Origin of the sequence: Mesorhizobium erdmanii USDA 3471 (genome assembly GCF_000472705.1) — a bacterium.
GTDB classification, from domain to species: Bacteria; Pseudomonadota; Alphaproteobacteria; order Rhizobiales; family Rhizobiaceae; genus Mesorhizobium; species Mesorhizobium erdmanii.
Genome location: NZ_AXAE01000021.1, coordinates 77,717 through 100,791, shown reverse-complemented (window position 1 = coordinate 100,791; position 23,075 = coordinate 77,717). Strand labels below are relative to the sequence as shown.

Here is a 23,075-nt window from a genome sequence, read left to right as displayed (position 1 = left end):
CGGCAATCTGAAAGGGTTCTCTTCAGCGCAGCTATGAGCGTTAGCCGCGAACTTCATTGTAGAGGTCGCGACGCGTGCGTCGGCCACAGACATAGCCATTGACCAGTTCCGGCAGGGAATAGCCGAGCGCTGACGATGAGCGGTTGGTCATGTATCCGGCAAATGCCTGAGGTATACGGCCGTTGAGAAGATCGGCGAGGATCTGCCGCGCGATCATGAAAGGCGGGATGTGCGGATAGCGGCGGGCGATATCCGGATGTTTGGCCATCAGGCTCGCATAGGCTTCGATATAACCGCCCCGGCGGCTCGAGATCGAGTTCTGCGAATTGTGCTTCGTCCAGTCGATGTCCCCGGACAATTGCGCGCCGAAGCGTGCGGCGAGACGCAGCAGCAACTCCCGGTCCTGCATCCGGTTGATGTCGCTGTCATAGCCGCCTATGGCCAGCAAGGCCTCGCGACGAGCCGTTATCGCCGAACCGGCGACGAAAGCTGTCTGCACAAACACCGCGCGCTCCAGCATGGGCGGGCTCAGAAAGGCGGTGCGGTTGACACAATTGGTGGTTCGATTTCCTTTCAGGGAAACGTATGAGGAGAGCAGCACCTGAAGTGCTGGATTGTCCTCGAACCAGGCCAAGGTCCGTTCGAGCCGGTGCGGCAGGTAGACATCGTCGGAATCAAGAAATGTCACGACAGGCGCGCTCGCCCGCTCGATGCCGGCATTCCTGGCGGCGTTGGCGCCGCGCCATTTCGCGCCGATATAGACCAGCCGTGGGTCGTGAATGCGGGCCAGCGCGGCCCCGGTGCCGTCGGTCGAGCCATCATCCACGACAATGTGCTCGAGCCGCCGCATGGTCTGGGAAAGCACGCTTTGCACGGCGCGCAACAGCGTCTCACGCCTGTTATGCGTCGGCGTGACGACCGTGATGAGGGGAGGGGTGTCTGCGTTTTCGGACACGTCGTGTCGGCTCAATCCCCGGCTAGGCGGCTTCGATTTTTTGCAGTGACCGGACGGATACAACCATCCCTTTTCACGTCTCGGCTCAGATACGAGACGCTACAGAAGACATGTCCTGATGTCATGCTTTCGACCAGGGTTCCAGTCTCGCGAAGACGGTGAATTCGCCGTTCCGTGACTCGATGGCAACACCGCTGCGGGCTGAACTCCGTGCGGTCGCGTGTCTTCGTGCGGGTTGCTGCCGCGCCTTTTCCATTACCTCTCGCGTAATCGCACTCCCTCCTGCCCCCTGGCACATTGCGTCCATCGAGCCGGTAAATCGGCTTCGATCGACAAAGGAGTTGCGTCATGACCGCCTACGCCGTTGCCCATATGCGCCAAGTCACGATGGGTCCGCAGATCGTCGAATATCTGCACAGGATCGATGCCACGCTGGAACCTTTCGGCGGCCGCTTCCTCGTCCATGGCGGCGATGTCGAGGCGGTCGAGAACGAATGGCCGGGTCATCTGATCATCATCGAGTTCCCCGATCGGCGACGGATGCGCGGCTGGTATGGGTCGCCCGCGTATCAGGCGATCCTCTCGCTGCGCACCGATAACTCAGACTCAGTCGTCATCATGGTCGACGGCGTCGAGCATCCGCACAAAGCGACGGATGTTCTGCGATAGGTTGGCCGATGCGCCTATCGCTTCAGCAGGAACACCGCCTGCTGGCCGAAGAAGTTCCAGAACCACCAGGGCATGGACAGGCCGATCTTCTGGCCGGCGGCATCGAGCGCGGTTGCCTTTTCCACCGTCGCGCCGAGTTCCTCGCACAGATTGACGAAATCGCGGATGGTGCAGAAATGGATGTTGGGCGTGTCGTACCAGGAATAGGGCAGGTCCTTCGTTACCGGCATGCGGCCGTTGACGAACAGCGACAGGCGCACCCGCCAATGGCCGAAATTGGGGAAGGACACGATTGCCCGATTGCCGATCCGGAGCAGTTCGTCGAGTACCAGCTTCGGATTGCGGGTGGCCTGCAAGGTCTGTGACAGGACGACGAAGTCAAAACCCTTGTCGGGATAGAATTCGAGATCCTTGTCGGCGTCGCCCTGGATGACCGAGAGGCCGCGCGCAACGCATTCGTTGACGCCACGCTGCGACAATTCAAGCCCGCGGCCGTCGACCTGCTTGGTCTCCTGAAGCAATTCGAGCAATGAACCGTCGCCCGACCCGACGTCGAGCACGCGCGACTGCGGTGGGATGAGGTTGGCGACGACCTCGAGATCGACGCGCTGGCTGCCGTTGACACTCATGATGTCGCCTCCTGGATGGGGCGTGATCCTGGACGGACAAGTCCGCGACTTTCCCGGGTCATGCGCTCAGCCCCCTGGCGCGAGCCGCCGAGCCGATGAAGCCCTTGATGGCGGCAAACAGTTCCGGCTCGTCAAGCAGGAAGGCGTCGTGGCCGCGGTCGGTCTCGATCTCGACGAAGGATACCGAGGCGCCGGCGGCGTTGAGCGCATGCACGATGGAGCGGCTTTCTTCGGTCGGAAACAGCCAGTCCGATGTGAACGACACCAGGCAGAAACGGGTCTTGGTGCCGGCAAAGGCGTCCGCCAGCCTGCCGCCATGGTCGGCGGCGAGATCGAAATAGTCCATCGACCGCGTCATGTAGAGGTAGGAATTGGCGTCGAAGCGGTCGACGAAGGTCATGCCCTGATGGCGAAGATAGCTTTCGATCTGGAAGTCGGCGTCGAAGCCGAAAGTCAGGTGGTCGCGATCCTGCAGATTGCGGCCGAATTTGCGGTGCAGGGCGGCCTCGGAAAGGTAGGTGATGTGGGCAGCCATGCGCGCCACCGCCAGGCCCTTTTCCGGGCGCTTGCCGTGCTCGAAATATTTGCCGCCATGCCAGTCCGGATCGGCCATGACGGCTTGTCGGCCGACCTCGTGGAAGGCGATGTTCTGTGAGGAATGGCGGGCGCCGGTGGCAATCGGCAGCGCCGAAAAGACGCGCTCGGGGTAGCTCGACGCCCATTCCAGCACCTGCATGCCGCCCATCGAGCCACCGAGCACGCAAAACAGTTTTTCGATGCCGAAATGGTCGATCAGCATCTGCTGCGCGCGCACCATGTCACGGATGGTGATGACCGGCAGGTCGAGCCCATAGGGCTTGCCGGTGGCGGGGTTGGTCGAGGCCGGCCCGGTGGAGCCGAGGCAGCCGCCGATGACGTTGGAGCAGATGACGAAGAAACGGTTGGTGTCGATGATCCTGCCGGGGCCGATCAGCACTTCCCACCAGCCCGGTTTGCCGGTCACCGGGTTGGTGCTGGCGACATGCTGGTCACCGGTCAATGCGTGGCAGACGAGGATGGCATTGGAGCGGGCATCGTTCAGCGTGCCATAGGTCTGGTAGGCGATCTGGAACGGCGACAGAAGCGTGCCGGCGTCGAGCTTGAGCGGCTTGTCGGGCCCAAAGCGCAACACCGGGCTCGACGGCTGGTCGGCCTCGTTGTTGGTCTTTCCTGCACGCGGAGCGGCCATTCTCGTCTCACTTGCTGCATCGTATCAGCCGACAGATCGCCCGCCGATGCGTCGTCCGGCCGGCAGCGGACAATAAAAAACCGGCATTGCCATTCGCAAAGCCGGTTACGTCACGCAAACGGCCCTTTAGCGAATTGTTTAACGTGGCTGCAAGCCGACCGGCCAAATCACCACGGGACTGTCATTGTTCTTCTAGAACTCGTCCGCTCCGCCGTCAATGCCGTCTGCTGGCCCCACTGCCACCTCTCGACATTGCCGCCCATGGCTTGTATTTCCGCTGCGGCCTCCAGATGGGGGCATTTCGACGGATTTTACTGAAAATGACACAGACACCGGATCAGGCACGTCCAACCCCGCGCGCGGGCATCATGGACATCGACGCCTATGTGCCCGGCAAGAGCACGGCGCCGGCCGGCGTCGCCAAGGTCTACAAGCTGTCGTCGAACGAGAATCCGCTCGGTCCGTCACCGAAGGCGATCGAGGCCGCGCGGGAGATTGCTGGAAAGCTCGACATCTATCCCGATGGCACCGCCAGGCGGCTGCGTGAGGCGATCGCCGAGGCGCATGGCCTCAATGCGCAGAACATTATCTGTTCCAACGGTTCCGACGAGATCCTCGGTCTTCTGGCTCAGACCTATCTCGCCCCTGGCGACGAGGCCGTGTTCACCGAACACGCCTTCATGGTCTACAAGATCTACATACAGTCGGCAGGCGCGGTGCCGGTTGTGGTCAAGGAGACCGACGAGCGCGCCGATATCGATGCGATCCTGGCCGCCGTCACGCCGCGTACGAAAATCGTGTTCCTCGCCAACCCCAACAATCCGACCGGCACCTATGTGCCGTTCCAGGAGGTGCGCCGCCTGCATGCCGGCCTGCCCCGCAATGTGCTCCTGGTGCTCGACGCCGCCTATGCCGAATATGTCCGCCGCAACGATTACGAAGCCGGCATCGAACTGGCCGGCAGCGCCGAGAATGTGGTCATGACCCGCACCTTCTCCAAGATCGGCCTCGGCGGGGCGCGGATCGGCTGGATGTACGGACCCATGCACATCGTCGACGCCATCAACCGCGTGCGCGGTCCCTTCAACGTCAATGCGACGGCGATCGAGGCCGGTATCGCCGCGATCCGCGACCGCGCCCATGTCGAGCGTAGCGTGGCGCATAACGAGACCTGGCTTGCCTGGCTGAGCGCGGCGATGACCGGGCTCGGATTGCGGGTGACGCCGAGCGTCGGCAATTTCCTGCTCATCCATTTTCCCGACGACCAGAAGCATTCGGCGGCGGCGGCAGACGACTACCTGACGGCGCGCGGCTATATATTGCGGCGCGTTTCCGGCTACGGTTTCCCCAACGCGCTGCGCATGACCGTCGGCACCGAAGAGGCCAATCGCGGCGTCGTCGCCGCGCTGACGACATTCCTGAAAAGCTAGAACGCCCGAAAGCCGCACCATGACATCACCGATGTTTGAAAAGATCGCGCTGGTCGGCATCGGCCTGATCGGCTCGTCGCTGGCCCGCGTCATCCGCCGCGAAGGCCTGGCCGGCCACGTCGCCATCTCCACCCGCAGCGCCGCGACGCTGGCGCGGGCGCGGGAGCTTGGACTGGGCTCGTCCTACACGACGGATGCGAAGGAAGCGGCTCGCGACGCCGATCTGGTCATCGTCTCGGTGCCGGTCGGCTCATCGGGGGCGGTGGCGCAGGAAATCGCCCCGGCGCTGAAGCAGGGTGCGATTCTTACCGATGTCGGCTCGACCAAGGCCTCGGTCATCGCGCAAATGCAGCCACATGTGCCTGGCGGCGTCCATTTCATCCCCGGACATCCGCTGGCGGGTACGGAAAAATCCGGACCGGATGCCGGCTTTGCCGATCTGTTCGACAATCGCTGGTGCATCTTCACGCCTTTGCCGGACACCGATCCGGAGGCGCTGGAAAGGCTGTCGGAATTCTGGCGCCGCTGCGGCGCCAACATCGACACGATGGACCCGCAGCATCACGACATGACGCTCGCCATCGTCTCGCACCTGCCGCACATCATCGCCTACAACATCGTCGGCACAGCCGACGATCTGGAATCGGTGACCAAGACCGAAGTCATCAAATATTCCGCCTCCGGCTTTCGCGACTTCACGCGTCTGGCAGCATCCGACCCGACCATGTGGCGGGACGTGTGCCTGCACAACAAGGACGCCATCCTCGAAATGCTGGCGCGGTTTTCGGAAGACCTGGCGTTCCTGCAGCGCGCGATCCGCTGGGGCGACGGCGACAAGCTGTTCGACCTGTTCACCCGCACCCGCGCCGTGCGCCGCTCGATCATCGAGGCCGGCCAGGATATCGACGCGCCGGATTTCGGCCGGCAGGCGGTCGAGCGCCCGGCGAAGAGCTAGGCTGTTGCAGGCCAGGTCGCCGCGACCATCGCCAGCGTCTCGGGCCGGTCCGGTGCGCCGAGCCTGCCGCCGAAGCGCAGGCATTTGAGCGCGGCGGCGGCACTGGCAAAGCGCAAGGCCTGCTCGACCGGCATGGCTTCCGCCAGTCCGACGGCAAAGGCGCCGTGAAAGACATCGCCGGCGGCCAGTGTGTCGACCGCCTTGATCTTTGGCGCCGCGACATGACGGCATGATCCGGCTGTTCGATCGAACCACCATGTGCCTGCCGCGCCGCCGGTGACCGCGACGAATGCGTCGGTGCGGGAAGCCATGTCCTTGCAGGCCGTCTCCATATCCAACGCCTGGCCGCATATGATGCGGACGGCTGGCTCGGAGGCGACGATGTGCGAGGCCAGCGGCAACAGCTGCTCCAGCACCGCCAGCGGTGCTGTGTCGGCATCGAGGATCGCCGGCCGACCGGCGGCGCGCGCCGCCTTCAGGGCTAGCGCCGCGGCACCCGGCCAGCGCACGTCGACCAGCACGGCATCGAACACAGCGATGTCCGTGAAAGGCAAAGTCCCGGGATCGGCCTGCGCCAGACTGTCGTAGAAAGGCACGATGATGCGCTCGCCATGGGCGTCCACCAGGATCGAGGCCAGTGCCGAACGGGCGCCACTGACGCGGCGCACGTGGCTGCAATCGACACCCTCAGCCTCGATGCCGGCAATCAGCTGATCGCCGACTGTGTCATCGCCGACGCTCGCCCACAGCGACACCTCGGCGCCCAGGCGGTGCGCGGCGCAGGCGGCACTCGTGGCCATACCCGAGGCGATCTGGATACCGTCGGCGGCGATGAACTTTCCCTGATGCGTGGGCAGCGTTTCGACACGCAGGATGGTGTCCAGCGTCAGCGCGCCGACACTCAGGAGCCTCGCTGGGATTGCCATGGCCGCGCTATTGAACCGGCTTGATCTTGCCGAGCGGGATGAAACCGAGCGAGGCCTTGCCCTTGACCACTTTGAGCGGCATCGACGGTTCGCTGCCGAGCATGGCCAGCGCGGCAAAACCCTGCTCGATTGCATTCTTCTGCTCGGGTACGGCACCGGCCAGGATGGTCGCCACGGCTTTCGGATCCTTGATCCGGATCATCAGGTCGGCATCGACCAGGCCTTCCGTATCGACCGACAACGGCCCGGAAACGGTGACCCGCGCCGTGCCCGAGGACAGATCGAGGTTGCGGATCTCGACCTTTTGGCCGCGCAGGCTCTTCACCTGCGTTCCAATCAGCGCCACACCATTCTTCAGCGTGGCGTCGCCGCCGGCATCGAGCGCCGGCAGCACGCGCCCGCCGATCGCGTCCGGGTCGATCTCCAGATCGGTGAAGCTGCCGACATAGTCGATATCCCCGCCGTTCGGCTGCAGCTGGCCTGATGCCTTGCCGGCGCTGAACAACTCCACCGGATCGGTGTCGTCGGCCGGATCGGTCTGGCCCGACAGGCCGTCCGCCTGCAGTGCGATACGCCGTGGTAGCGGCCATGACAGTTTGACGTTGGCCTGCAGGTTGTCCCAGTCGATCCACAGCGGCACCATGCCGGGGACGGAGGTCCTGAGCGGGCCGCGCAGATCGGCGACGGGCGACAAAGGCTGGATGATCTGGGCGACGGCATTGAAGGAGCCGGCCGAGGCCGCGATATTCCTGGCATCGTCCTCATACGCCAGATTGTCGCAAGACACGGCAAAGCTCAGGGGATAACCGCTGACCTGGAGATTGGCGCAGCCGGCCTGGATGCCGCTCTTGTTGAGCGTGGCAACCGCCTTGTCGGCTTCCGTCCTGACCCTGTTGGCCAGGTAGAACCAGCCGGCGCTGTAAATGGCAAACAGCACAACGATGAACGCCACGAGCCAGAACAGGCCGCGGCGGGACTTTGGTTGGCGTTCGTCACTTGACGTCATGCTTTGGCTCTCATTAACGCATGGGTATTGGTGGACGGACCTTCGATTCCGACAACACTAGGTAGACAGAGACGAGCGGAAAAAACACCGGTTTCCGGTGCGGTGTTGCCATTCTTTTTGCAATCAGGCGCGGCGATATGGGCGATTTTTGGGTGTTTGGCTACGGTTCGCTGATCTGGCGGCCGGGTTTCGCGCATGTCGAGACACGGCGCGCCCATCTGCACGGCTACCGCCGCTCGCTTTGTGTCTATTCCTTCGTGCATCGCGGCACGCGCCATCGGCCCGGACTGGTGCTCGGCCTAGACCATGGCGGCTCCTGCGTCGGCCTTGCCTTCCGCGTGCCAGGCGAATTGCGCGACGAGGTCATCGCCTATCTGCGCGAGCGCGAGCTCGTCACATCAGTCTATCTCGAGCGCACGCTCAAGGTCCGCCTCGATGGTGGCGCGGCGGTCGAGGCGGTGGCCTACATCGTCGACCGCAAGCATGAGCAATATGCCGGGGCGCTGGACGCGGCGGATGCGGCGGCAATGGTGCGCGGCGCGGTCGGCCAATCCGGCAACAACGAGGATTATGTGCTCAGCACGCTGAAACATCTGGAAGCACTCGGCATCCGCGACCATTGGCTGGAGGAGGTGGCGCGGAAGATAGCACCTTTGTGAAGCGCTGGCTCTGCGGAAAAGGCCGCCAGGCCTTTGACCTCGATGCGGCAAGACCTAGGTTAGGGTCCGAACCCAGTGAGCGGGCGTCCTGCGCCCGGCCCCAAATCATCACGGAGATCAGTCTTGCAGAAACGCCGTCTCGGTCGCACCGACCTTTCCATCGCGCCGCTGGTCCTGGGCGGCAATGTGTTCGGCTGGACCGCCGACGAGAAAACCTCGTTTGACCTGCTCGATCGCTTCGTCGCAGGCGGCCTCGACGCCATCGACACGGCCGACGCCTATTCGCGCTGGGTGCCGGGCAACAAGGGCGGCGAATCGGAGACCATCATCGGCAACTGGATGAAAGATCGTGGCAACCGCGACAAGGTCGTGGTGATCACCAAGGTCGGCTCGGATATGGGGCAAGGTCACAAGGACCTGTCAGCCGCCTATATCGAAAAGGCCGTCGACGCCTCCCTGAAGCGGCTGCAGACCGATGTCATCGATCTCTATCTGTCGCACTGGCCGGACCCGACGACGCCATACGAGGAAACGCTCGGGGCCTACGAGAAACTGCTCGCCAAGGGCAAGGTCCGTCATGTCGGCTGCTCGAACCTCGACGCCGGCCAGTTGCGCGCCGCGCTCGACGTGGCAAGCCTGCGCGGCCTGCCTCGCTACGAGGTGCTGCAACCGGAGTATAATCTTTACGACCGCTCCTCCTTCGATGGGCCGCTGCGCGATCTGTGCGTGGCCGAGGACATCGGCGTCATCACCTATTTCAGCCTGGCCAAGGGTTTTCTGAGCGGCAAATACCGCAGCGAGGCCGATCTCGGCCAAAGCGAGCGCGGCGGCGGGGTGAAAGACTACCTCAATGCGCGCGGCATGCGTATTCTCGCCGCCCTTGACGCGGTATCCGCCAGGCATTCGGCCAAGCAGGCCGAGGTCGCGCTTGCCTGGGTCATTGCGCGGCCCGGCGTCACCGCGCCTATCGCCAGCGCCACCAAGCCCAGCCAGATGGACAGCCTGATCAACGCGGCGTCGCTGAAACTGACAGCCGACGACATGGCCGAGCTCGACAGAGCGAGCGGCTGAGGCTTCGGCCGCCTCCGCACGAACGTCCAAGACCACCCACCCTGTCTTGCCTTAGCGTCCTGCGCTCAAGGCAAGACAGAGGGTGCAATGACTGAGCCGCTTCTCTCGCAGCCGGAGCTTTGGCGACCGCTGCTCGCGCTGGTGTTGGCCTCGATCGTTGTCATGGGTAGCCCGGGGCCGGCAACGATAAGCGTCACCGCCGTTGGTGCCGCCTTCGGCCTGCGCGATTCGCTGCGCTATGCCTGGGGGGTCGTTCTTGGCACGATCGCGGTGCTGCTGGTTGTGGCGACCGGGATCACGGCGGCGCTTTCCTCGATGCCGAGGCTGGCGCCGGTGCTGGTTGTCGGCTCGGCGGCCTACATTCTCTATCTCGCCTTCAGGATCGCCACGGCGCCCCCGCTCGCGGCGGGCGCCGCCGACGCTTCGCGCCCGACCTGGCTGGCCGGGTTTCTTCTGGCTGTCGCCAACCCCAAGGCCTATGTGGCGATCGCCGCCGTGTTCGCCGGCGCCTCGTCGAAACAGGGTGGTGCCGAACCCGGCCTCTGGCTGGAGCTGGCGGTGCTCGCCGCGATGATCCTTGTCATCCACGCCTTGTGGCTGCTGGCTGGCGCCGCGTTCGCGCGCTTCCTGCGCAGGCCCGTCGCCTCGCGGATCATCAACCTGGTGTTCGCCGCGACGCTGGTGCTGACCACGGTGCTGGCTGTCTATGGCTGATTGCCTGCAGGAGGACCTTCAGGCCTTCGCGCCGAGCTCCCGCAACCGTTTCACCGCCGTCGGCGGCAGGGCCGGCGGGTTGGGCGCGCGCGATGCCTCGACGAGCATCTGATCGCAGGCGGCTTCGGTTTCGCCGATGAGCCGCGCCATGAATTCCTCCTTGCCGAGGCCCGGCGGAATCGGCTGCAGGAAGCGTGCCTTGATGGTGCCGGGATAGCGCAGGAATTTGCGGCGCGGCCAATAGAGGCCGGCGACATGGGCGACCGGCACCACCGGAACGCCAAGCTGCGTATAGATTTCGACGATGCCGTATTTGTAGGCCGGCTCGTCGCCCGGTGCGCGGCGCGTGCCCTCGGGATAGATAATCAACTGGCGTGGGTTGCGCGCCATCTCTTCCTTGGTCGCCGCGACCACCGCCTTCAAGGCCTTGGAGCGGCTGCCGCGATGAACCGGGATCATGCGCATCTTCATGATGTACCAGCCGAAGAACGGGATCCAGGTCAACTCGCGCTTGAGGATGTAGAGCGGGTCCTGAAGGAAGGGAAAGAACGCAATCGCGTCCCAGAACGACTGGTGCTTGGGCGCCAGGATGAAGGAGCCCTCGGGCAGGTTTTCCTGCCCGGCGATGTCGCTCCTGGTGCCGGCGATCTTGTCATAGAGCCACATGCAGCTGCGCGACCAGAATTTCGGCACGAACCAGGCGCGGTGACGGGGCGACAGGAAATAATAGGGGGTCCAGAGGATCATCTGGACTATCAGATTGACGTAAAAAACGAAGTTGAACGCCAGCGATCTGACATAGAGCATGGGGGAGGTCCGGTGAGGAAGTGTGCGTTGGTTACACCAAGCGGGCGCAAAAAGGAAACACCGCGATGCGGCTCATTCCTGCCAGGTCGCCTGCGCCAGACGTTCCCTGAGGCGCGGCGCGGCGAAGTCGAGGAAGGCGCGAAGTTTCACCGGCAACCGGCTCTGGCCCGCATGCACCAGGTTTACCGGCCAAGGCTCGGGTTCGAAATCCCTGAGCACGGGACGCAGCGCTTCTGACCGCACAGCGGCGACGACCTGGTAGGAGAGCACCCGCGTCAACCCGACCCCGGCGATTGCCGCGTCGATCGCCGCCTCGGCAGTGTTGACGCGGAGCCTCGAGCGGACCGGCACGGCAAAGTCGGCCTTGTCCACCGCGAAGGTCCAGGTGGCGAGAGAACTGAGGCCCTCGAAAGTGATGCAGCTGTGCGTCGCGAGACCTCCCGGGCTTTTCGGAGTGCCCCGGTCCGCCAGATAGGCCGGACTTGCGCACACGACATGACCAATCGAGCCGACCTTGATGGCGACCATGCGCGAATCCGGCAACCGGCCGATGCGGACGGCGAGGTCGATATGGTCCTCGGCCAATTGAGCTATCCTGTCACCGAGCGTCAGGCGGATATCCACCTGCGGGTACGCGGCGAGGAAGGCAGTGACGACCGGCAGCACATGAAGGCGGCCAAAGACAATCGGCGCGGTGATGATCAGCTCACCCGTGGGAGCGCTGTATTCCCCGCCGGCGATGCGTTCGGCCTCGCCGACCTCGTCGAGAATGCGGCGGCAGGCGGCAAGGTAGGCGTCGCCGGCATCGGTGAGCGTCAGCCGCCGTGTCGAGCGGTTCAGCAGGCGTGTCTTGAGATGCAGTTCCAGTTCGGACACCTTGCGGCTGACTGTGGCCAGCGGAACACCCGAACGGCGTGCGGCGGCTGAAAGACTGCCGTCTTCCGCCGCCGCGATGAAAAGGGACATGGCTTCCAGGCGATCCATCACTTCTTCCAGAAATTGGAAAGGTTGATTGCAAATATGGCACCTACATCCATTCTGTGGAAGGGTGCATATACGCCGTGCACATCAAGAAGGAAGGTTCCATGTCCCGCATCGCTACGCCAACGTCTATTGCCACGGCTCCCGCCGCAGCGCAGCCCCTGCTGCAGGCGGTTGAAAAACAGCTCGGTGTCGTGCCGAACCTGTTTCGAATGGTCGCCAACAGTCCGGCCGCGCTCGGAGGCTATCTGGGCATGTCGGGGGCGCTGGCCAAGGGCCGGTTGCCGGCGTCGACACGCGAGCGCGTTGCGTTGGCCATCGCCGAGATCAATGGCTGCAATTACTGTCTTTCCGCGCACACCTACCTGGGCAAGAACCTCGCGAGGCTCGACGAAGCCGAGATCATGGCCAATCGCCATGGTGGCTCCACGGACCCCAAGGCGGCCGCGGCTGTGCATTTTGCCGCCCGGGTTGCGCAAAGCCGTGGGCATGTCGGCGACGGGGATCTCTCTGCCGTCAGGCTGGCGGGCTACGATGATGGGGAGATCATCGAGATCGTCCAGCATGTCGCCCTCAACGTCTGGACCAATTATATCAACGAGGTTGCCCAGACTGTGATCGATTTTCCGGTTGTTTCCGCCCGCGATGCAGCCTGAATGTGGACAGGGTCGGCGGTGTCGGCCGATCCACCCCTTCATGTCGTCAGAGGAATGTCATGTCTGAAAGCCGCCCGCCACTTCCTCCCTTCACCGCCGAGACAGCAGCGCAGAAGGCGCGCATGGCAGAGGATGCGTGGAATTCGCGCGATCCGGCACGAGTAGCGCTCGCCTATACGGCCGACAGCCGCTGGCGCAACCGCGCGGAATTCCTGCAAGGCCGCGAAGCCATCCAGGCCTTCCTGACGCGTAAATGGAGCCGCGAGCTCGACTACCGGCTGATCAAGGAGGTCTGGGCCTTCCACGGTAACCGCATTGCCGTGCGCTTCGCCTATGAGTGGCGCGACGACTCGGGTTCCTGGTTCCGCAGCTACGGCAACGAGAACTGGGAGTTCGACGAGCACGGGCTGATGCGCCTGCGCATCGCCAGCATCAACGACCTGCCGATCGCGGAAGCCGAGCGGAAATATCACTGGCCGTTCGGGCGCCGCCCGGACGATCACCCAATATTGTCGGAGCTCGGACTTTAGACCGGTTCAGCGTTTGATGGAATCGCCGAACCGCTCTAACTCTTTGTTTTTACGCAATTCCGGACGGAAAACCGTTACACACTTTTCCTGGAATTGCTGGAGGCCGGCTCGAATTAAGGAGGCTTTCGATGAACGCGCATGCTTTCACCAGCGACGTCGCCTTCACGCCGACCGTCAAGGCGATCCAGGCGCGCAAGGGCTCGCGCCAGTCCTATGCCCGCGTCGAGGAGCGCGGCGGCTGGCAGGGCGTCATCACGCCAGACCTTGCCGCTTTCATCGCGCTGCAGACCAGCGTCTTCCTGTCGACGGCCAACAGCGATGGCCAGCCCTACATCCAGCATCGCGGCGGCCCGGCCGGCTTTCTCAAGGTGCTGGACGACAAGACGATCGGCTTTGCCGATTTCTCCGGCAATAGGCAGTTCATCACGCAGGGCAACCTAACAGACAACCCGCAAGCCTTCCTGTTCCTGATCGACTACATGCTGCGACAGCGCATCAAGATCTGGGGCACGGCCCGCGTCGTCGAGAACGATGCCGAGCTGATGGCGAAGCTGATGCCACGGGATTACAAGGCACGGCCCGAACAGGTCATCCTGTTTACCGTCTCGGCCTGGGATGCCAACTGCCCGCAACACATCCCGCAGCGCTTCGAGGCGGCTGACGTGGCGACAGCTCTCGGCGAGCGGGACCGGCGCATTGAGCAGCTGGAGCAGGAGGTTTTACGCCTGAAAGCCGCGTCGAAGGGGACAGACGAGGAATGACGGGGTCTCGCCGGGGGCTCAGCCGCCGGCCGCCGTCTCGGCCAGTGCGATGCCGTCAGGGGTCGGTTTCATCGGTACGATGCCGCGCGCCAGCGCCAGCAGGTATTTGGCGTATTCGGTGAACAGTACCCGCAAGGCCCGTGGCTTGGTCAGCCAGCCCCCATTGTCGAGATTGGAGTTGACCACTGGATAGGGTTCCAGCTTGGCGCCATGCAGCAACCGGCCCATTTCCAGCAGGCTGCGCGGCATGTGGTAGTTGTTGGTGACCAGGATCACCGTGCCATAAGCATGGCTTTCGACCCATTTGGCGCTTTCCTCGGCATTGCCGATCGTGTCGAGCGCGGCGCGGTCGATGTCGACGCAGCAGGAAAACAGCTTCTTGTCGCCACCGGTCGCGGCCTGGAGCTGGCGCCGGCTGGCGGAAGGATGCACGCCGCTGATCAACAGCCGCTCGCCCTTGCCCGACGCCAGCAGATCCATCGCCGCGTCGAGGCGAGACTGGCCGCCGGTCAGCACGATAATGGCATCGGCCTTGGCCGGATTGGCGGGGGTGGTCAGATGGGCGACCTTGTTGGCGAACCAGCCGAAGCCGGCGGCAAACAACATGACAAGGACGAGGAGGGAAAGCGCGGATATGCGCAGCGCGGTCCTTAAACGGCTAACTGGGCTGCGGTCGCGCAAACGAGCAACCACCACTGGCATCTGCCCAGCCGTCCCGGTCGAGTCCCGCACGTCCATAGCCATATGGTTAATCCCGAAATGCGGCCTTTGGTAGGTAAAAGACGCACTTTGCGTTACGCCGTTTCTCCATCCGTGATCACCCTGCTTCCATTCCCGCCAAAGCATGCACCCTTTTCATGCATCGGGCTGGCGAACGTCGATGTCGCTGAGATAGGCGACGACGGTGGCATGTGAGGTTGCCGCCGTCAGCGCGCCGATCACCAGCACCATCAGGACGACGCCGAGATAACCTGCCGAGCCGATGGCGAAATTGCCGAACAAAGCGGTTGCCTGATCGGCTTGCGGCGTTGCCATGTTGCGCGACGACCACCAGGAAAAGACGATGAAGACCAGCACCGCCGCAGCTCCGCCGGCGGCGGCGCCCTTCATGCCGGTGACCAGGAAATGGCGGCGGAATTCGCGTGCGATGAAGGTCGCCTCGGCGCCGACGAAATGCAGCACCTCGATGATGTGACCGTTGCCGGCCATGGCGCCACGGGTGGCGAAGACGACGGTCAGCACCGTGGCCGACAGCATCAGCGCCAGCACGGCGATGCCTATGGTCACCGTGGTGCGGGCCATGGCCACCAGCCGGTCGACCCAGGTGCGGTGATCGTCGAGCGACGCGCTCGGCAGCTTCGGCGTGATGGCGGCGCGCATGGCGGCGAAGTCGGGCGGGCTGTTCTCGTCGATGGTAACGATGATCAGGCGCGGCACCGGCAGTTCGTCGATGTTGAGGCCCGAACCCAGCCATGGCTCCAAGAGCCTGGCGGTCGCCTCGCGATCGATGATCCTCGTCGACTTCACACCGGGGAATTCGCCGGCGATCTGCGAGGCCTGGGTGAGGGCTGCCTCCATGTCGAGGCCGTCGGCCGGCTTGATCTGGATCGTCGCCTCGCGCGAGATCTGGTTCTCCCAGACCGAAGCGGTGTCGCGCACCAGCGTCACCGCGCCGAAGGTCAGGCAGGACAGGAAAGTCATGATGGCGATGACCAGGACGAGTGCCCGGCCGGCGATGTTCTGCGCCGGCACGATCGGCGCCATCCGACGCTGGGCGCGTGGCCTTGCCTCGGCCGCCTCGGCGTCCTGCTCGTCAAGGTGTTCGGCGGACAGCTCAGTCATAGATGTCCAGCCTTCCGCCGGCCAGGATCATGCGGCGCGCGTCGACCTGTTCCATCAGGCCGAGGTCGTGCGTGGCGATCACCACGGCGGTGCCGAGACGATTGAGCTCGATGAACAGCCGCAGCAGGCGCCGCGCCAGCGGAGGATCGACATTGCCGGTCGGTTCGTCGGCCAGCAGGATCTCCGGCTGCTCGATCAAGGCACGCGCGATGGCGGCGCGCTGCTTCTCGCCGCCCGACAGGACCGGCGGCAGCACATGCATACGCTCGCCCAGCCCCACCCATTTCAACAGCTCGGTGACATCGGTGCGGTAGCTCGTTTCCTCGCGCCCGCGCACCCGCAGCGGCAGCGCGACATTCTCATAGGTGGTCATGTGGTCGAGCAGGCGAAAATCCTGAAACACCACGCCGATGCGGCGCCGCAGATGCGGCAATTCGGTGCGCGAGATGCGCGAGCGGTCCTTGCCGAAAATGGTGATCAGCCCGCGCGTCGGTTTGAGCGACATGAACAAAAGGCGCAGCAACGTCGTCTTGCCGGCGCCCGAAGGTCCGCTCAGGAACTGGAAGGAGCGCTCCGGTATATGCAAGGAAATGTCACGGAGGATTTCCGGACCCATGCCATAGCGGAGGCCGACATTTTCGAAGCGAATCAATTTCGACGACCTGAGATTCCGGGTGGCGGCGAGCCAGCCTGTTCTGGAAGAAGACCATCGGCCGGCATGGTTAACCGGCGGTTAATTCCTGGGTTCTTTCGGCTCTTCAAGAGGGCTCCGGTGGGGAAGCGTTAACCATTTGTGTTTACGCAAAAGAAACGAAAAGCGAACACGCGCAATAACGGGGCCTTGATGGCTGACGAACGAACCGCGCGCCCGGTTTCCGGCGAAATCATGACCGATCCCCCGGGAATCGCCGTGGCGGACCGGATCGTGCGCGGCCCGGCGGCCGATATCGTCGATGCGGACTATGTGGTGATCTCGCGACCAATCCCACCGGTTGAAAACGTTTCGCCACAGCCGCGCTTGATCGTCACGCCGCCCATCGAGGGCATGGACATGTTGCGCAAGCCGGAAGCGCCGGCGGAACGGCCGCCGGCCGCGCGCGGCGGGCCGATCTTCTGGATCGCCGGAATCAGCGCCGCGTTGGCCGCCTTCTGGGTCTCCGGCGGGCATGCGCTGGTGCGCCAGGCACCGTTCCTTTCCGGGGCGCAAGCGTCGGCGTTGACGATTTCAGGCGTCACCTCGCGCGTCGACGCCTCGGGGGCGAATCCAGTGCTGTTCGTCGATGGCGAGGCGGCCAATGACGGGGTGGCGCCGGCGACAATGCCGCCGCTCGAAATCCGGGTTACAGGCAATGACGGCCGCACGACCCGCTATACGTTGGGGACATCCGGCCATTCGCTGGCATCAGGCGAAAGATTCGGCTTTGCCAGCCGGCTCGACGTGCCTAAGAACGGCGTAAAGACCGTTTTGGTTACTTTCGCTGACTAGGCGATCACCGGGGAAGACCACAATGCCAATCGTACGCGACAAGGACATCGAAGTCCTGTTTTCGGCATCAGCGATCGCACGGCGTAATCTCGAACTCGCCAAGGAGATCGCCGGGCACGACTATCATGATCTCTTGGTGATTTCGGTGCTGAAGGGCTCGTTCATCTTCGCCGCCGACCTTATCCGCGCCATGCATGATGTCGGCCTGTCGCCCGAGGTCGAGTTCATCTTCATCTCCAGCTATGGCGCCGGCACCACCAGCGGCGAGGTGAGGGTGCTGCGCGACATTGACAATGAGGTTGCCGGCCGCGACGTGCTGCTGATCGACGACATTCTGGAATCGGGCAAGACGCTGACCTTCACCCGCGACCTGATGCTGTCGCGCGGCGCGAGAAGCTGTTCCATTGCCGTGCTGCTCGACAAGCGCATGCGCCGCCAGACCGCGCTCACCGCCGATTATGTCGGCTTCGACTGCCCCGATTATTTCGTTGTCGGCTATGGCATGGATGTCGCGCACGCCTTCCGTGAATTGCCGTTCGTCGGCGTCGTAAAAGGCGATGCGTGAGGCCACCGCCGCCTGCCGACGAGGTCTGAAAAAGGCCTTAACGGCGTGGAAAAATTAGGCCCGTCGGCCGGTGGGTCCTTTCAGGAAACATCAACTTTTCGCGGCCAAATTGCCGGCCATGGCAAAGCTTCTGATCGTCGAGGACGATGAGTCCGTCCGCACCCTCGCTGCCCGCGCGCTGGAACGCGCCGGCCACGCAATCGATATCGCCGCCGACGGCGCTCAAGGCCTGGCGCTGATCCGCGCCGCGAGCGGCGGCTACGATCTCGTCGTCTCCGACATCCGCATGCCGGAGATGGACGGCATCGAGATGGCGATCGCGGCGGCCGCCCTTTTCCCGGCAATGAAGATCATGCTGATGACTGGCTATGCCGACCAACGCGAGCGCGCCGAGGAGTTGAACGGCATCATCCTCGATGTCGTGCAAAAGCCCTTCACGCTGGCCGAAATCCGCTCGCGCGTCGAACGGGCGCTGATCTGCTTCGCCTGATCACACCGGATCGGCGGTTGCAAGCACCGGCGCCGCGCTCTTGCGCCGTGCCGTGTTGAGCGCCAGCAGGCCAGCGCCGATGATCAGCGCCGCACCGATGACCGTGGTCGACCTGGGCACCTCGGCGAAGAACAGGAAACCCCACAGCGGCGACCACAGGATGCCGGTGTATTCGAAGGTGGCTACCCGGTTGGCCGGCGCCAGCCTGTAGCCCTGCGACAAAAGGATCATGCCGGCGGAGGCGACGAAACCGCAGGCGGCCATCTTGAGGAAATCCGGCAGTGTAGGCCATATCCACGGCCGCACCAGGAATTCGACGCTCGGGTGAACGGCGTGGGTTATGCCGGCAAGGTGGAATGTGCCGGCAACGACGGCTGCGCCAACGAGATAAGCACCGTTCTGGTAAAAGGCCATGACGGTGGACGATTCGGTATCGCCGATCTTGCGGGCCATCAGTTGCGAGAATCCGTAGAGCGCTGCCGAACCTAGCGACAGCAGCGCCGCCCAGTCGAACAGGCCGGCGCCGGGGCGCACCATGACGATGACGCCGAACAGCCCGATCAGCACGGTCGCCAGCGTCCGCCAGGACACGCGCTCGCCGAGATAGGGTCCGGCCAGCGCCATGATGAACAGCGGCGCCATGAAATAAAGCGCCACCGCGTCGGCCAGCGGCAGCGCTGCGATGGCCAGATAATAAACCGTGTAGGAGGTGAACTGGATGAAAGCGCGTATCGTCAGCAGGCCGAACCGCTTCGACAGGATTGCGCGCAAGCCGACATCGGCGTGGACGAGGACGATCAGAATCGGCAAGGCGACGATCGAGCGGATCGCCATCACCTCGGTCACCGGGTAACCGCTTGACACGGCTTTGACGAGCGGGTCCTGCAGCGAGAACACCAGCACACCCAGGCACAGGCTCAGGATGCCGCGCACCATCCTATTCTGCATCTGGGTTCCGGCTCCTGCGCGCATGATCCGAAGCTGCCGCCTGCGGGGTAAAAAGAACCCGCCACCGTTTCGGGCAGCGGGTACGAGTGAGGACTCTTTATTGGTCCGCGGCTGAAATCGCAGCCGCCTATCCAATGGGTAGGACAACTATCGTCCGGTATTTGACATGTTGCAAACGAATTGGAATGATAGCTGCAATCAGATTTTCTTATGGCTGGCACCATGCGACCAACTCTCGACAGCGACCTCCTGCGCACCTTCGTCGCGATTGCCGAGGCCGGCAATTTCACCAGGGCGGCCGAGCAGGCCGGCCGTACCCAGTCGGCCGTGTCAATGCAGATGAAGAAGCTGGAAGAGCTGGTCGGCGACAGCCTGTTCGAGCGCGGCTCACGCGGCGTCGCGCTGACGCGGCGTGGCGGCGAACTCATCGTCAACGCTCGCCGCATCGTCGCGCTGCTCGACGAGACGGCGGCGTCGATGTCGGCGGCGCCGCTCGGCGGACCGGTGCGCATCGGCATTCCCGAGGAGTATGGCCACGCCATCCTGTCGCGGGCGCTGGGCGCATTTTCCAAGCGCCACACCAAGGTCGAGGTCACGGTGCGCTACGCGCATTCCGAGGCGCAGATCGCGGCGCTCGCCGCCGGCGAGCTCGATCTGTGCGTGGTGTTCGAATGGCAGGATCCTTCCGGCGGCGAAGTGCTGATGCACGATCCGACCGTCTGGGTGACGTCTAACCTGCATCACATGCATGAGGAACGCCCAGTGCCGATCGCGCTCTACAACCGGGTCAGCTGGTGCAAGGACTTCGCCATCAAGTCGCTGGAACAGCGTGGGCTTGCCTATCGTGTCGCCTATTCCAGCGATACCACCGGCGGCTTGAAGCTTGCCGTCACCTCGGGCCTGGCGATCGCACCGATCTCGCGCAGCAACATTCCGGCGGACTGCCGCGAACTGACCGCGGCCGACGGCTTCGGCGACATCGATGCCTCGAATGTGGTCATGCACCGCAACCCGAATGCCTCGGGCGAGGCGATTGACGGCATGCAGGAGGCGATCCGCGACGCTTTCGTCAACAGGTAGGGCTGGCCAAGGAAGTCGCGCAAATGCGGCCGGCTGCGCTCGCCGTTGCTACTTCAGCTCCAGCAGCCGCTCCAGGTAGCTGCGCTCGATATCGGGGCTGAGCGCATTGCCAAGCCGTTTGCGGATCGCTTCCAGGATCTGGCGGGCGCGCTGGACGTCGATCTCGTCGGGTACTTTCACCGAATCGCCGAAGTCCGGTCCCTGGCTGGCACGCGGCCGGCCGAGCGGGTCACGGTCGGCATTCTGCTGACGTCCGCCTTCCTGGCTGCCGCCCTGATCGCCCTGCATGGCCTGCATCTGCTTCATCATGTCCTTGGCGCCCTTGCGCAGCGCTTCCAGTGCCCGGCCCTGGTGGCCGGTGGCCTCGTCGCCCTGGCCTTCGCCGAGCGCCTGCTCGGCGCTGCCCATGGATTTGCCGGCTTCGCCAAATCCTTCATTCGGCTCCATGCCCATGCCTTCGAGGCTCTTCTTCAGCTTCTCGAGATCGCTCTTCAACTGGCCCTGGCCTTCCTGCAACTGCTTCATTGCCTCGGCGAATTCCTGCGGCGTCATCGGCTTTTGCCTGGCGAGAGGATCGCGGTCCTGGCCAACGCCCGGCTTGTCCTGGTCCTCGCCACCACCCTGGCCGAGCTGCTCGTCACGGTTCTGGCCGCGCTGGCGCTCGCCTCGCTGCATCTGGTCCATGCGGAAGGTGTCGTTCATCATCTCCTGCTGGCGCCTCAGGATCTCGCCGAGCTTGTCGATCTGCTGGCGCATCTGGCTGTCCTGCTCACCGCCTTGCTGCTGACGGCCGGCCTGGAGATTGTTCATCATGTCCTGCAGCTGCGACAGCAATTGCTGTGCCTTGTCGCGGTCGCCCGACTTCGCCAGATTCTCGATCTGGTCCATCATCCGGTCGATGTCGCTCTGGCGCAGTTCCTGGCCGTTCTGCTGCATCTGCGGCGCATTCGGGTTTTGCTTGGCGCGTTCGGCGAATTCCTGCAGGAACTGGTTCATCGCCTCGCGCAGTTCCTTCATCGCCTTCTCGATTTCCTGGTCGCTGGCGCCGTTCTTGATGGCGTCCTGCAGCGCCTGCTGCGCCTGGCGCAGCCGCTTTTCGGCGGCCGACAGGTTGCCCTCCTCGATGCCGAGCGCGATTTCCCAGAGATAGGCGACCTCGCCGCGCAGCTGATCGTCGTTCGCGGCCAGCTTCAACCGGCTGCGCGCGCTCATGATGGCGAGGTAGTGGGACATGTTGTCGAACGTGTCTTCGGGCCTGAGCGTAATGGCGTCGATCAGGTCGAGCACGCGTGGCCTGGCATTGGCGTCGAGCGCCAGCAGGCGGCGCTGTTCGATCACAGCCCGCGCCAGCGGGTTGGCGAACGGCCGCTCGGGCATGACAAGCGTCTTGGTCTCGCTCGAGGCGGTGTGGCCGGCGTCATCCGTGGCGACAAGCGTCAACTTGATGCTGCTGCCGGCCCAGACATGCTCTGTCAGGTCCTTGGTGGTCTTGGCCGCATTCGACTTGCCGCCGCGGCGCGGCAGCGTCAGCGGCATTTCGGGCGGGCCGTAGAGCGGATGCGCGCCCGGCGGCTGCGGATCGGCAAGTTCGAAGACCGCCTTGGCGTTGGCGGCACCATAGTCGTCGTCGATCTGGTAGTTGAGTTCGAAGGCACCGTTGGCGGCGCGCTTGGGCTCGCCGACGAAACGGATCTGCGGCGGCTTGTCCGGGATCACGGCGAAGGCCCAGCGGCCGAGCTGGTCCTCGCCCGATTGCAGCGTCAGCGTGCCGTCGCCGGTCAGCTTGCCGATGAACTGGCGCACCTTCGACGGCGATGCGGGGGCTGGCGTCGCCGGGCTTGCGGCCGGCTTGGCGGCGGCCTGCGGCGCGGTAGGGTCGATAGCGCGCGCATTGCCATCCTTGTCGGCATAGGCAAGCGTCTCTTCGCCCGAGCCTCCGGTGACGCGCAAGGAGACATCGCTGCCCTCGGGCACATGAAACGTTGGCGTCGCCTGGTTGGCGTCGGCGGTCAGAAAGATCGGTGGCTTGCCGGTGTAGGCCGGCGGCGTCACCCAGGCGTCGATGCGCGGCGGCACGGCATCGTGCGCGCCATGCGCGCTGAAACCGTCGACCATCCTGCCGCCCGCCGGCCCGAAGGAGAAGGCGAAGGCAGTGACGAGCAGCAGCGCGGCCACCGCGCGCAGCCCCCAGGGGTCGCGCTCCGGCACTCGTGTGCGCGGCAGGTCGGGGCCAAGGCTGTCGAGCTTTGCGGCCATGCGCTTCTGATGTTCGCGCCACAGCGCTTGCGAGAAGCTGCTTTCCCGGCCGCTTGGCCGGTCGGCCTGCACCAGCACGGGGCTGTGCAGCAGCTCGTTGGCGGCCTCGATGCGGCGATCGACCTCGGAGGCTCCAGGCATACGGAAGAAGCGCAGCGGATAGAGCGCCGCCACTGCCGCCAGTCCGAACCCGGCGACAAGGCCGATGCGCGCCATATCCGGCAGCCGGGAAAAAACGCCAAACCAGGAGATGCTCAGGAACAGGCTGGCGACAATGACCAGCGGCAGCAGCAGCGGCCAGCCGCGCTCGACCATCATCGAGACCCGCGTCGCCAGCCGGCTCAAGGCCAGGCGCCCGGCGAGACCGCGATCACTAGAGGTGGGTCGTTGCGTCATCGGCCTTTCCTGGACTCAGGCGGGATAGCCCGATC

At 64.2% G+C, this 23,075-nt stretch carries 25 protein-coding genes and 1 riboswitch; of the genes, 13 read left to right on the top strand and 12 right to left on the bottom strand.

Going from position 1 to position 23,075, the window contains the following annotated elements:
• Positions 1-40: 40 nt before the first annotated feature.
• Positions 41-955: a glycosyltransferase family 2 protein gene (locus A3AU_RS0117985; RefSeq protein ID WP_027054096.1), complete on the bottom strand. Its 915-nt coding sequence runs from the start codon at positions 953-955 to the stop codon at positions 41-43.
• 348 nt (positions 956-1,303) lie between these two features.
• Between A3AU_RS0117985 and A3AU_RS0117980 the strand changes: the two genes are divergently transcribed.
• Positions 1,304-1,624, top strand: coding sequence for a DUF1330 domain-containing protein (locus A3AU_RS0117980; protein WP_027054095.1), 321 nt, complete (start codon positions 1,304-1,306; stop codon positions 1,622-1,624).
• 14 nt (positions 1,625-1,638) lie between these two features.
• Here A3AU_RS0117980 and metW read toward each other — a convergent pair whose 3' ends face one another.
• Together metW and metX are read right to left on the bottom strand one after the other, a co-directional pair.
• The gene (gene metW, locus A3AU_RS0117975) at positions 1,639-2,253 is read right to left on the bottom strand and encodes a methionine biosynthesis protein MetW (RefSeq protein WP_027054094.1); all 615 of its coding nucleotides are present in this window, start codon (positions 2,251-2,253) and stop codon (positions 1,639-1,641) included.
• A gap of 58 nt (positions 2,254-2,311) precedes the next feature.
• Positions 2,312-3,481: a homoserine O-acetyltransferase MetX gene (gene metX, locus A3AU_RS0117970; RefSeq protein WP_027054093.1), complete on the bottom strand. Its 1,170-nt coding sequence runs from the start codon at positions 3,479-3,481 to the stop codon at positions 2,312-2,314.
• A 106-nt stretch (positions 3,482-3,587) separates the two neighbouring features.
• A riboswitch (SAM riboswitch) is annotated at positions 3,588-3,665 on the bottom strand.
• A 136-nt stretch (positions 3,666-3,801) separates the two neighbouring features.
• Between metX and hisC the strand changes: the two genes are divergently transcribed.
• Both hisC and A3AU_RS0117960 read left to right on the top strand, forming a co-directional pair.
• A complete protein-coding gene (hisC, locus tag A3AU_RS0117965) occupies positions 3,802-4,911 on the top strand; it encodes a histidinol-phosphate transaminase (RefSeq protein WP_027054092.1) in 1,110 nt (369 codons plus the stop codon).
• Between the two features lie 19 nt (positions 4,912-4,930).
• Positions 4,931-5,866, top strand: coding sequence for a prephenate/arogenate dehydrogenase family protein (locus tag A3AU_RS0117960; protein WP_027054091.1), 936 nt, complete (start codon positions 4,931-4,933; stop codon positions 5,864-5,866).
• Here the strand turns inward: A3AU_RS0117960 and A3AU_RS0117955 are convergent.
• Entirely contained in the window at positions 5,863-6,792 is a 930-nt protein-coding gene (locus A3AU_RS0117955) for a sugar kinase (protein ID WP_027054090.1), read from the bottom strand. The two genes, A3AU_RS0117960 and A3AU_RS0117955, sit on opposite strands and share 4 nt — an antisense overlap.
• Before the next feature lie 7 nt (positions 6,793-6,799).
• Positions 6,800-7,798 (bottom strand): DUF2125 domain-containing protein, encoded by a 999-nt coding sequence (locus A3AU_RS0117950; protein WP_027054089.1) that lies wholly within the window; start codon positions 7,796-7,798, stop codon positions 6,800-6,802.
• Positions 7,799-7,935: 137 nt separating this feature from the next.
• On the opposite strand from A3AU_RS0117950, the gene A3AU_RS0117945 reads away from it, so the two are divergent.
• The 3 genes from A3AU_RS0117945 (at position 7,936) to A3AU_RS0117935 (ending at position 10,242) form a co-directional block, all read left to right on the top strand.
• Positions 7,936-8,457 (top strand): gamma-glutamylcyclotransferase, encoded by a 522-nt coding sequence (locus A3AU_RS0117945; protein WP_027054088.1) that lies wholly within the window; start codon positions 7,936-7,938, stop codon positions 8,455-8,457.
• 123 nt (positions 8,458-8,580) lie between these two features.
• Positions 8,581-9,528, top strand: a complete 948-nt coding sequence (locus A3AU_RS0117940; protein WP_027054087.1) for an aldo/keto reductase — start codon at positions 8,581-8,583, stop codon at positions 9,526-9,528.
• A gap of 87 nt (positions 9,529-9,615) precedes the next feature.
• Positions 9,616-10,242, top strand: coding sequence for a LysE family translocator (locus A3AU_RS0117935; protein WP_032917606.1), 627 nt, complete (start codon positions 9,616-9,618; stop codon positions 10,240-10,242).
• Positions 10,243-10,260: 18 nt separating this feature from the next.
• Here the strand turns inward: A3AU_RS0117935 and A3AU_RS0117930 are convergent, their stop codons facing one another.
• Both A3AU_RS0117930 and A3AU_RS0117925 read right to left on the bottom strand, forming a co-directional pair.
• Positions 10,261-11,049: a lysophospholipid acyltransferase family protein gene (locus A3AU_RS0117930; protein ID WP_027054085.1), complete on the bottom strand. Its 789-nt coding sequence runs from the start codon at positions 11,047-11,049 to the stop codon at positions 10,261-10,263.
• A gap of 72 nt (positions 11,050-11,121) precedes the next feature.
• Positions 11,122-12,033, bottom strand: coding sequence for a LysR family transcriptional regulator (locus tag A3AU_RS0117925; protein ID WP_027054084.1), 912 nt, complete (start codon positions 12,031-12,033; stop codon positions 11,122-11,124).
• A gap of 101 nt (positions 12,034-12,134) precedes the next feature.
• Between A3AU_RS0117925 and A3AU_RS0117920 the strand changes: the two genes are divergently transcribed.
• From A3AU_RS0117920 to A3AU_RS0117910, 3 genes are all read left to right on the top strand, one after another.
• Positions 12,135-12,686 carry a carboxymuconolactone decarboxylase family protein gene (locus A3AU_RS0117920; RefSeq protein ID WP_027054083.1) on the top strand — a complete coding sequence of 184 codons (552 nt, stop codon included), beginning with the start codon at positions 12,135-12,137 and terminating at the stop codon, positions 12,684-12,686.
• Positions 12,687-12,745: 59 nt separating this feature from the next.
• Positions 12,746-13,216, top strand: a complete 471-nt coding sequence (locus A3AU_RS0117915) for a nuclear transport factor 2 family protein (protein WP_027054082.1) — start codon at positions 12,746-12,748, stop codon at positions 13,214-13,216.
• A 128-nt stretch (positions 13,217-13,344) separates the two neighbouring features.
• Positions 13,345-13,977, top strand: coding sequence for a pyridoxamine 5'-phosphate oxidase family protein (locus A3AU_RS0117910; RefSeq protein WP_027054081.1), 633 nt, complete (start codon positions 13,345-13,347; stop codon positions 13,975-13,977).
• A gap of 18 nt (positions 13,978-13,995) precedes the next feature.
• Here the strand turns inward: A3AU_RS0117910 and A3AU_RS0117905 are convergent, their stop codons facing one another.
• The 3 genes from A3AU_RS0117905 to ftsE form a co-directional block, all read right to left on the bottom strand.
• Complete coding sequence (locus A3AU_RS0117905; RefSeq protein WP_027054080.1) at positions 13,996-14,721, bottom strand: YdcF family protein; 726 nt, start codon at positions 14,719-14,721, stop codon at positions 13,996-13,998.
• A 111-nt stretch (positions 14,722-14,832) separates the two neighbouring features.
• On the bottom strand, positions 14,833-15,819 hold the full coding sequence (locus A3AU_RS0117900; protein WP_027054079.1) for a cell division protein FtsX: 987 nt from the start codon (positions 15,817-15,819) through the stop codon (positions 14,833-14,835).
• Positions 15,812-16,471, bottom strand: coding sequence for a cell division ATP-binding protein FtsE (gene ftsE, locus A3AU_RS0117895; RefSeq protein WP_027054078.1), 660 nt, complete (start codon positions 16,469-16,471; stop codon positions 15,812-15,814). The genes A3AU_RS0117900 and ftsE overlap by 8 nt, the downstream gene beginning before the upstream one ends.
• Positions 16,472-16,660: 189 nt before the next feature.
• Here ftsE and A3AU_RS0117890 point away from each other — a divergent pair, with 189 nt between their 5' ends.
• The 3 genes from A3AU_RS0117890 (at position 16,661) to A3AU_RS0117880 (ending at position 18,360) form a co-directional block, all read left to right on the top strand.
• The gene (locus A3AU_RS0117890; protein WP_027054077.1) at positions 16,661-17,305 is read left to right on the top strand and encodes a hypothetical protein; all 645 of its coding nucleotides are present in this window, start codon (positions 16,661-16,663) and stop codon (positions 17,303-17,305) included.
• A 22-nt stretch (positions 17,306-17,327) separates the two neighbouring features.
• A complete protein-coding gene (gene hpt / locus A3AU_RS0117885) occupies positions 17,328-17,870 on the top strand; it encodes a hypoxanthine phosphoribosyltransferase (protein ID WP_027054076.1) in 543 nt (180 codons plus the stop codon).
• 118 nt (positions 17,871-17,988) lie between these two features.
• Positions 17,989-18,360 carry a response regulator gene (locus tag A3AU_RS0117880; RefSeq protein ID WP_027054075.1) on the top strand — a complete coding sequence of 124 codons (372 nt, stop codon included), beginning with the start codon at positions 17,989-17,991 and terminating at the stop codon, positions 18,358-18,360.
• Here A3AU_RS0117880 and A3AU_RS0117875 read toward each other — a convergent pair whose 3' ends face one another.
• The gene (locus A3AU_RS0117875; RefSeq protein ID WP_027054074.1) at positions 18,361-19,308 is read right to left on the bottom strand and encodes a DMT family transporter; all 948 of its coding nucleotides are present in this window, start codon (positions 19,306-19,308) and stop codon (positions 18,361-18,363) included. It abuts the gene before it with no gap.
• A 222-nt stretch (positions 19,309-19,530) separates the two neighbouring features.
• Here A3AU_RS0117875 and A3AU_RS0117870 point away from each other — a divergent pair, with 222 nt between their 5' ends.
• A complete protein-coding gene (locus A3AU_RS0117870) occupies positions 19,531-20,388 on the top strand; it encodes a LysR family transcriptional regulator (RefSeq protein ID WP_027054073.1) in 858 nt (285 codons plus the stop codon).
• Between the two features lie 48 nt (positions 20,389-20,436).
• Here A3AU_RS0117870 and A3AU_RS0117865 read toward each other — a convergent pair whose 3' ends face one another.
• Positions 20,437-23,040 carry a TIGR02302 family protein gene (locus tag A3AU_RS0117865; protein ID WP_027054072.1) on the bottom strand — a complete coding sequence of 868 codons (2,604 nt, stop codon included), beginning with the start codon at positions 23,038-23,040 and terminating at the stop codon, positions 20,437-20,439.
• Between the last annotated feature and the right edge of the window lie 35 nt (positions 23,041-23,075).

Coding starts and splice junctions, on each gene's coding strand:
- A3AU_RS0117980 (WP_027054095.1), top strand. CDS start 1,304: ATGACCGCCTACGCCGTTGCCCATATGCGCCAAGTCACGATGGGTCCG.
- metW (WP_027054094.1), bottom strand. CDS start 2,253: ATGAGTGTCAACGGCAGCCAGCGCGTCGATCTCGAGGTCGTCGCCAAC.
- metX (WP_027054093.1), bottom strand. CDS start 3,481: ATGGCCGCTCCGCGTGCAGGAAAGACCAACAACGAGGCCGACCAGCCG.
- hisC (WP_027054092.1), top strand. CDS start 3,802: ATGACACAGACACCGGATCAGGCACGTCCAACCCCGCGCGCGGGCATC.
- A3AU_RS0117960 (WP_027054091.1), top strand. CDS start 4,931: ATGACATCACCGATGTTTGAAAAGATCGCGCTGGTCGGCATCGGCCTG.
- A3AU_RS0117955 (WP_027054090.1), bottom strand. CDS start 6,792: ATGGCAATCCCAGCGAGGCTCCTGAGTGTCGGCGCGCTGACGCTGGAC.
- A3AU_RS0117950 (WP_027054089.1), bottom strand. CDS start 7,798: ATGACGTCAAGTGACGAACGCCAACCAAAGTCCCGCCGCGGCCTGTTC.
- A3AU_RS0117945 (WP_027054088.1), top strand. CDS start 7,936: ATGGGCGATTTTTGGGTGTTTGGCTACGGTTCGCTGATCTGGCGGCCG.
- A3AU_RS0117935 (WP_032917606.1), top strand. CDS start 9,616: ATGACTGAGCCGCTTCTCTCGCAGCCGGAGCTTTGGCGACCGCTGCTC.
- A3AU_RS0117930 (WP_027054085.1), bottom strand. CDS start 11,049: ATGCTCTATGTCAGATCGCTGGCGTTCAACTTCGTTTTTTACGTCAAT.
- A3AU_RS0117925 (WP_027054084.1), bottom strand. CDS start 12,033: ATGGATCGCCTGGAAGCCATGTCCCTTTTCATCGCGGCGGCGGAAGAC.
- A3AU_RS0117920 (WP_027054083.1), top strand. CDS start 12,135: ATGTCCCGCATCGCTACGCCAACGTCTATTGCCACGGCTCCCGCCGCA.
- A3AU_RS0117915 (WP_027054082.1), top strand. CDS start 12,746: ATGTCTGAAAGCCGCCCGCCACTTCCTCCCTTCACCGCCGAGACAGCA.
- A3AU_RS0117910 (WP_027054081.1), top strand. CDS start 13,345: ATGAACGCGCATGCTTTCACCAGCGACGTCGCCTTCACGCCGACCGTC.
- A3AU_RS0117905 (WP_027054080.1), bottom strand. CDS start 14,721: ATGGCTATGGACGTGCGGGACTCGACCGGGACGGCTGGGCAGATGCCA.
- A3AU_RS0117900 (WP_027054079.1), bottom strand. CDS start 15,819: ATGACTGAGCTGTCCGCCGAACACCTTGACGAGCAGGACGCCGAGGCG.
- hpt (WP_027054076.1), top strand. CDS start 17,328: ATGCCAATCGTACGCGACAAGGACATCGAAGTCCTGTTTTCGGCATCA.
- A3AU_RS0117880 (WP_027054075.1), top strand. CDS start 17,989: ATGGCAAAGCTTCTGATCGTCGAGGACGATGAGTCCGTCCGCACCCTC.
- A3AU_RS0117875 (WP_027054074.1), bottom strand. CDS start 19,308: ATGCAGAATAGGATGGTGCGCGGCATCCTGAGCCTGTGCCTGGGTGTG.
- A3AU_RS0117870 (WP_027054073.1), top strand. CDS start 19,531: ATGCGACCAACTCTCGACAGCGACCTCCTGCGCACCTTCGTCGCGATT.
- A3AU_RS0117865 (WP_027054072.1), bottom strand. CDS start 23,040: ATGACGCAACGACCCACCTCTAGTGATCGCGGTCTCGCCGGGCGCCTG.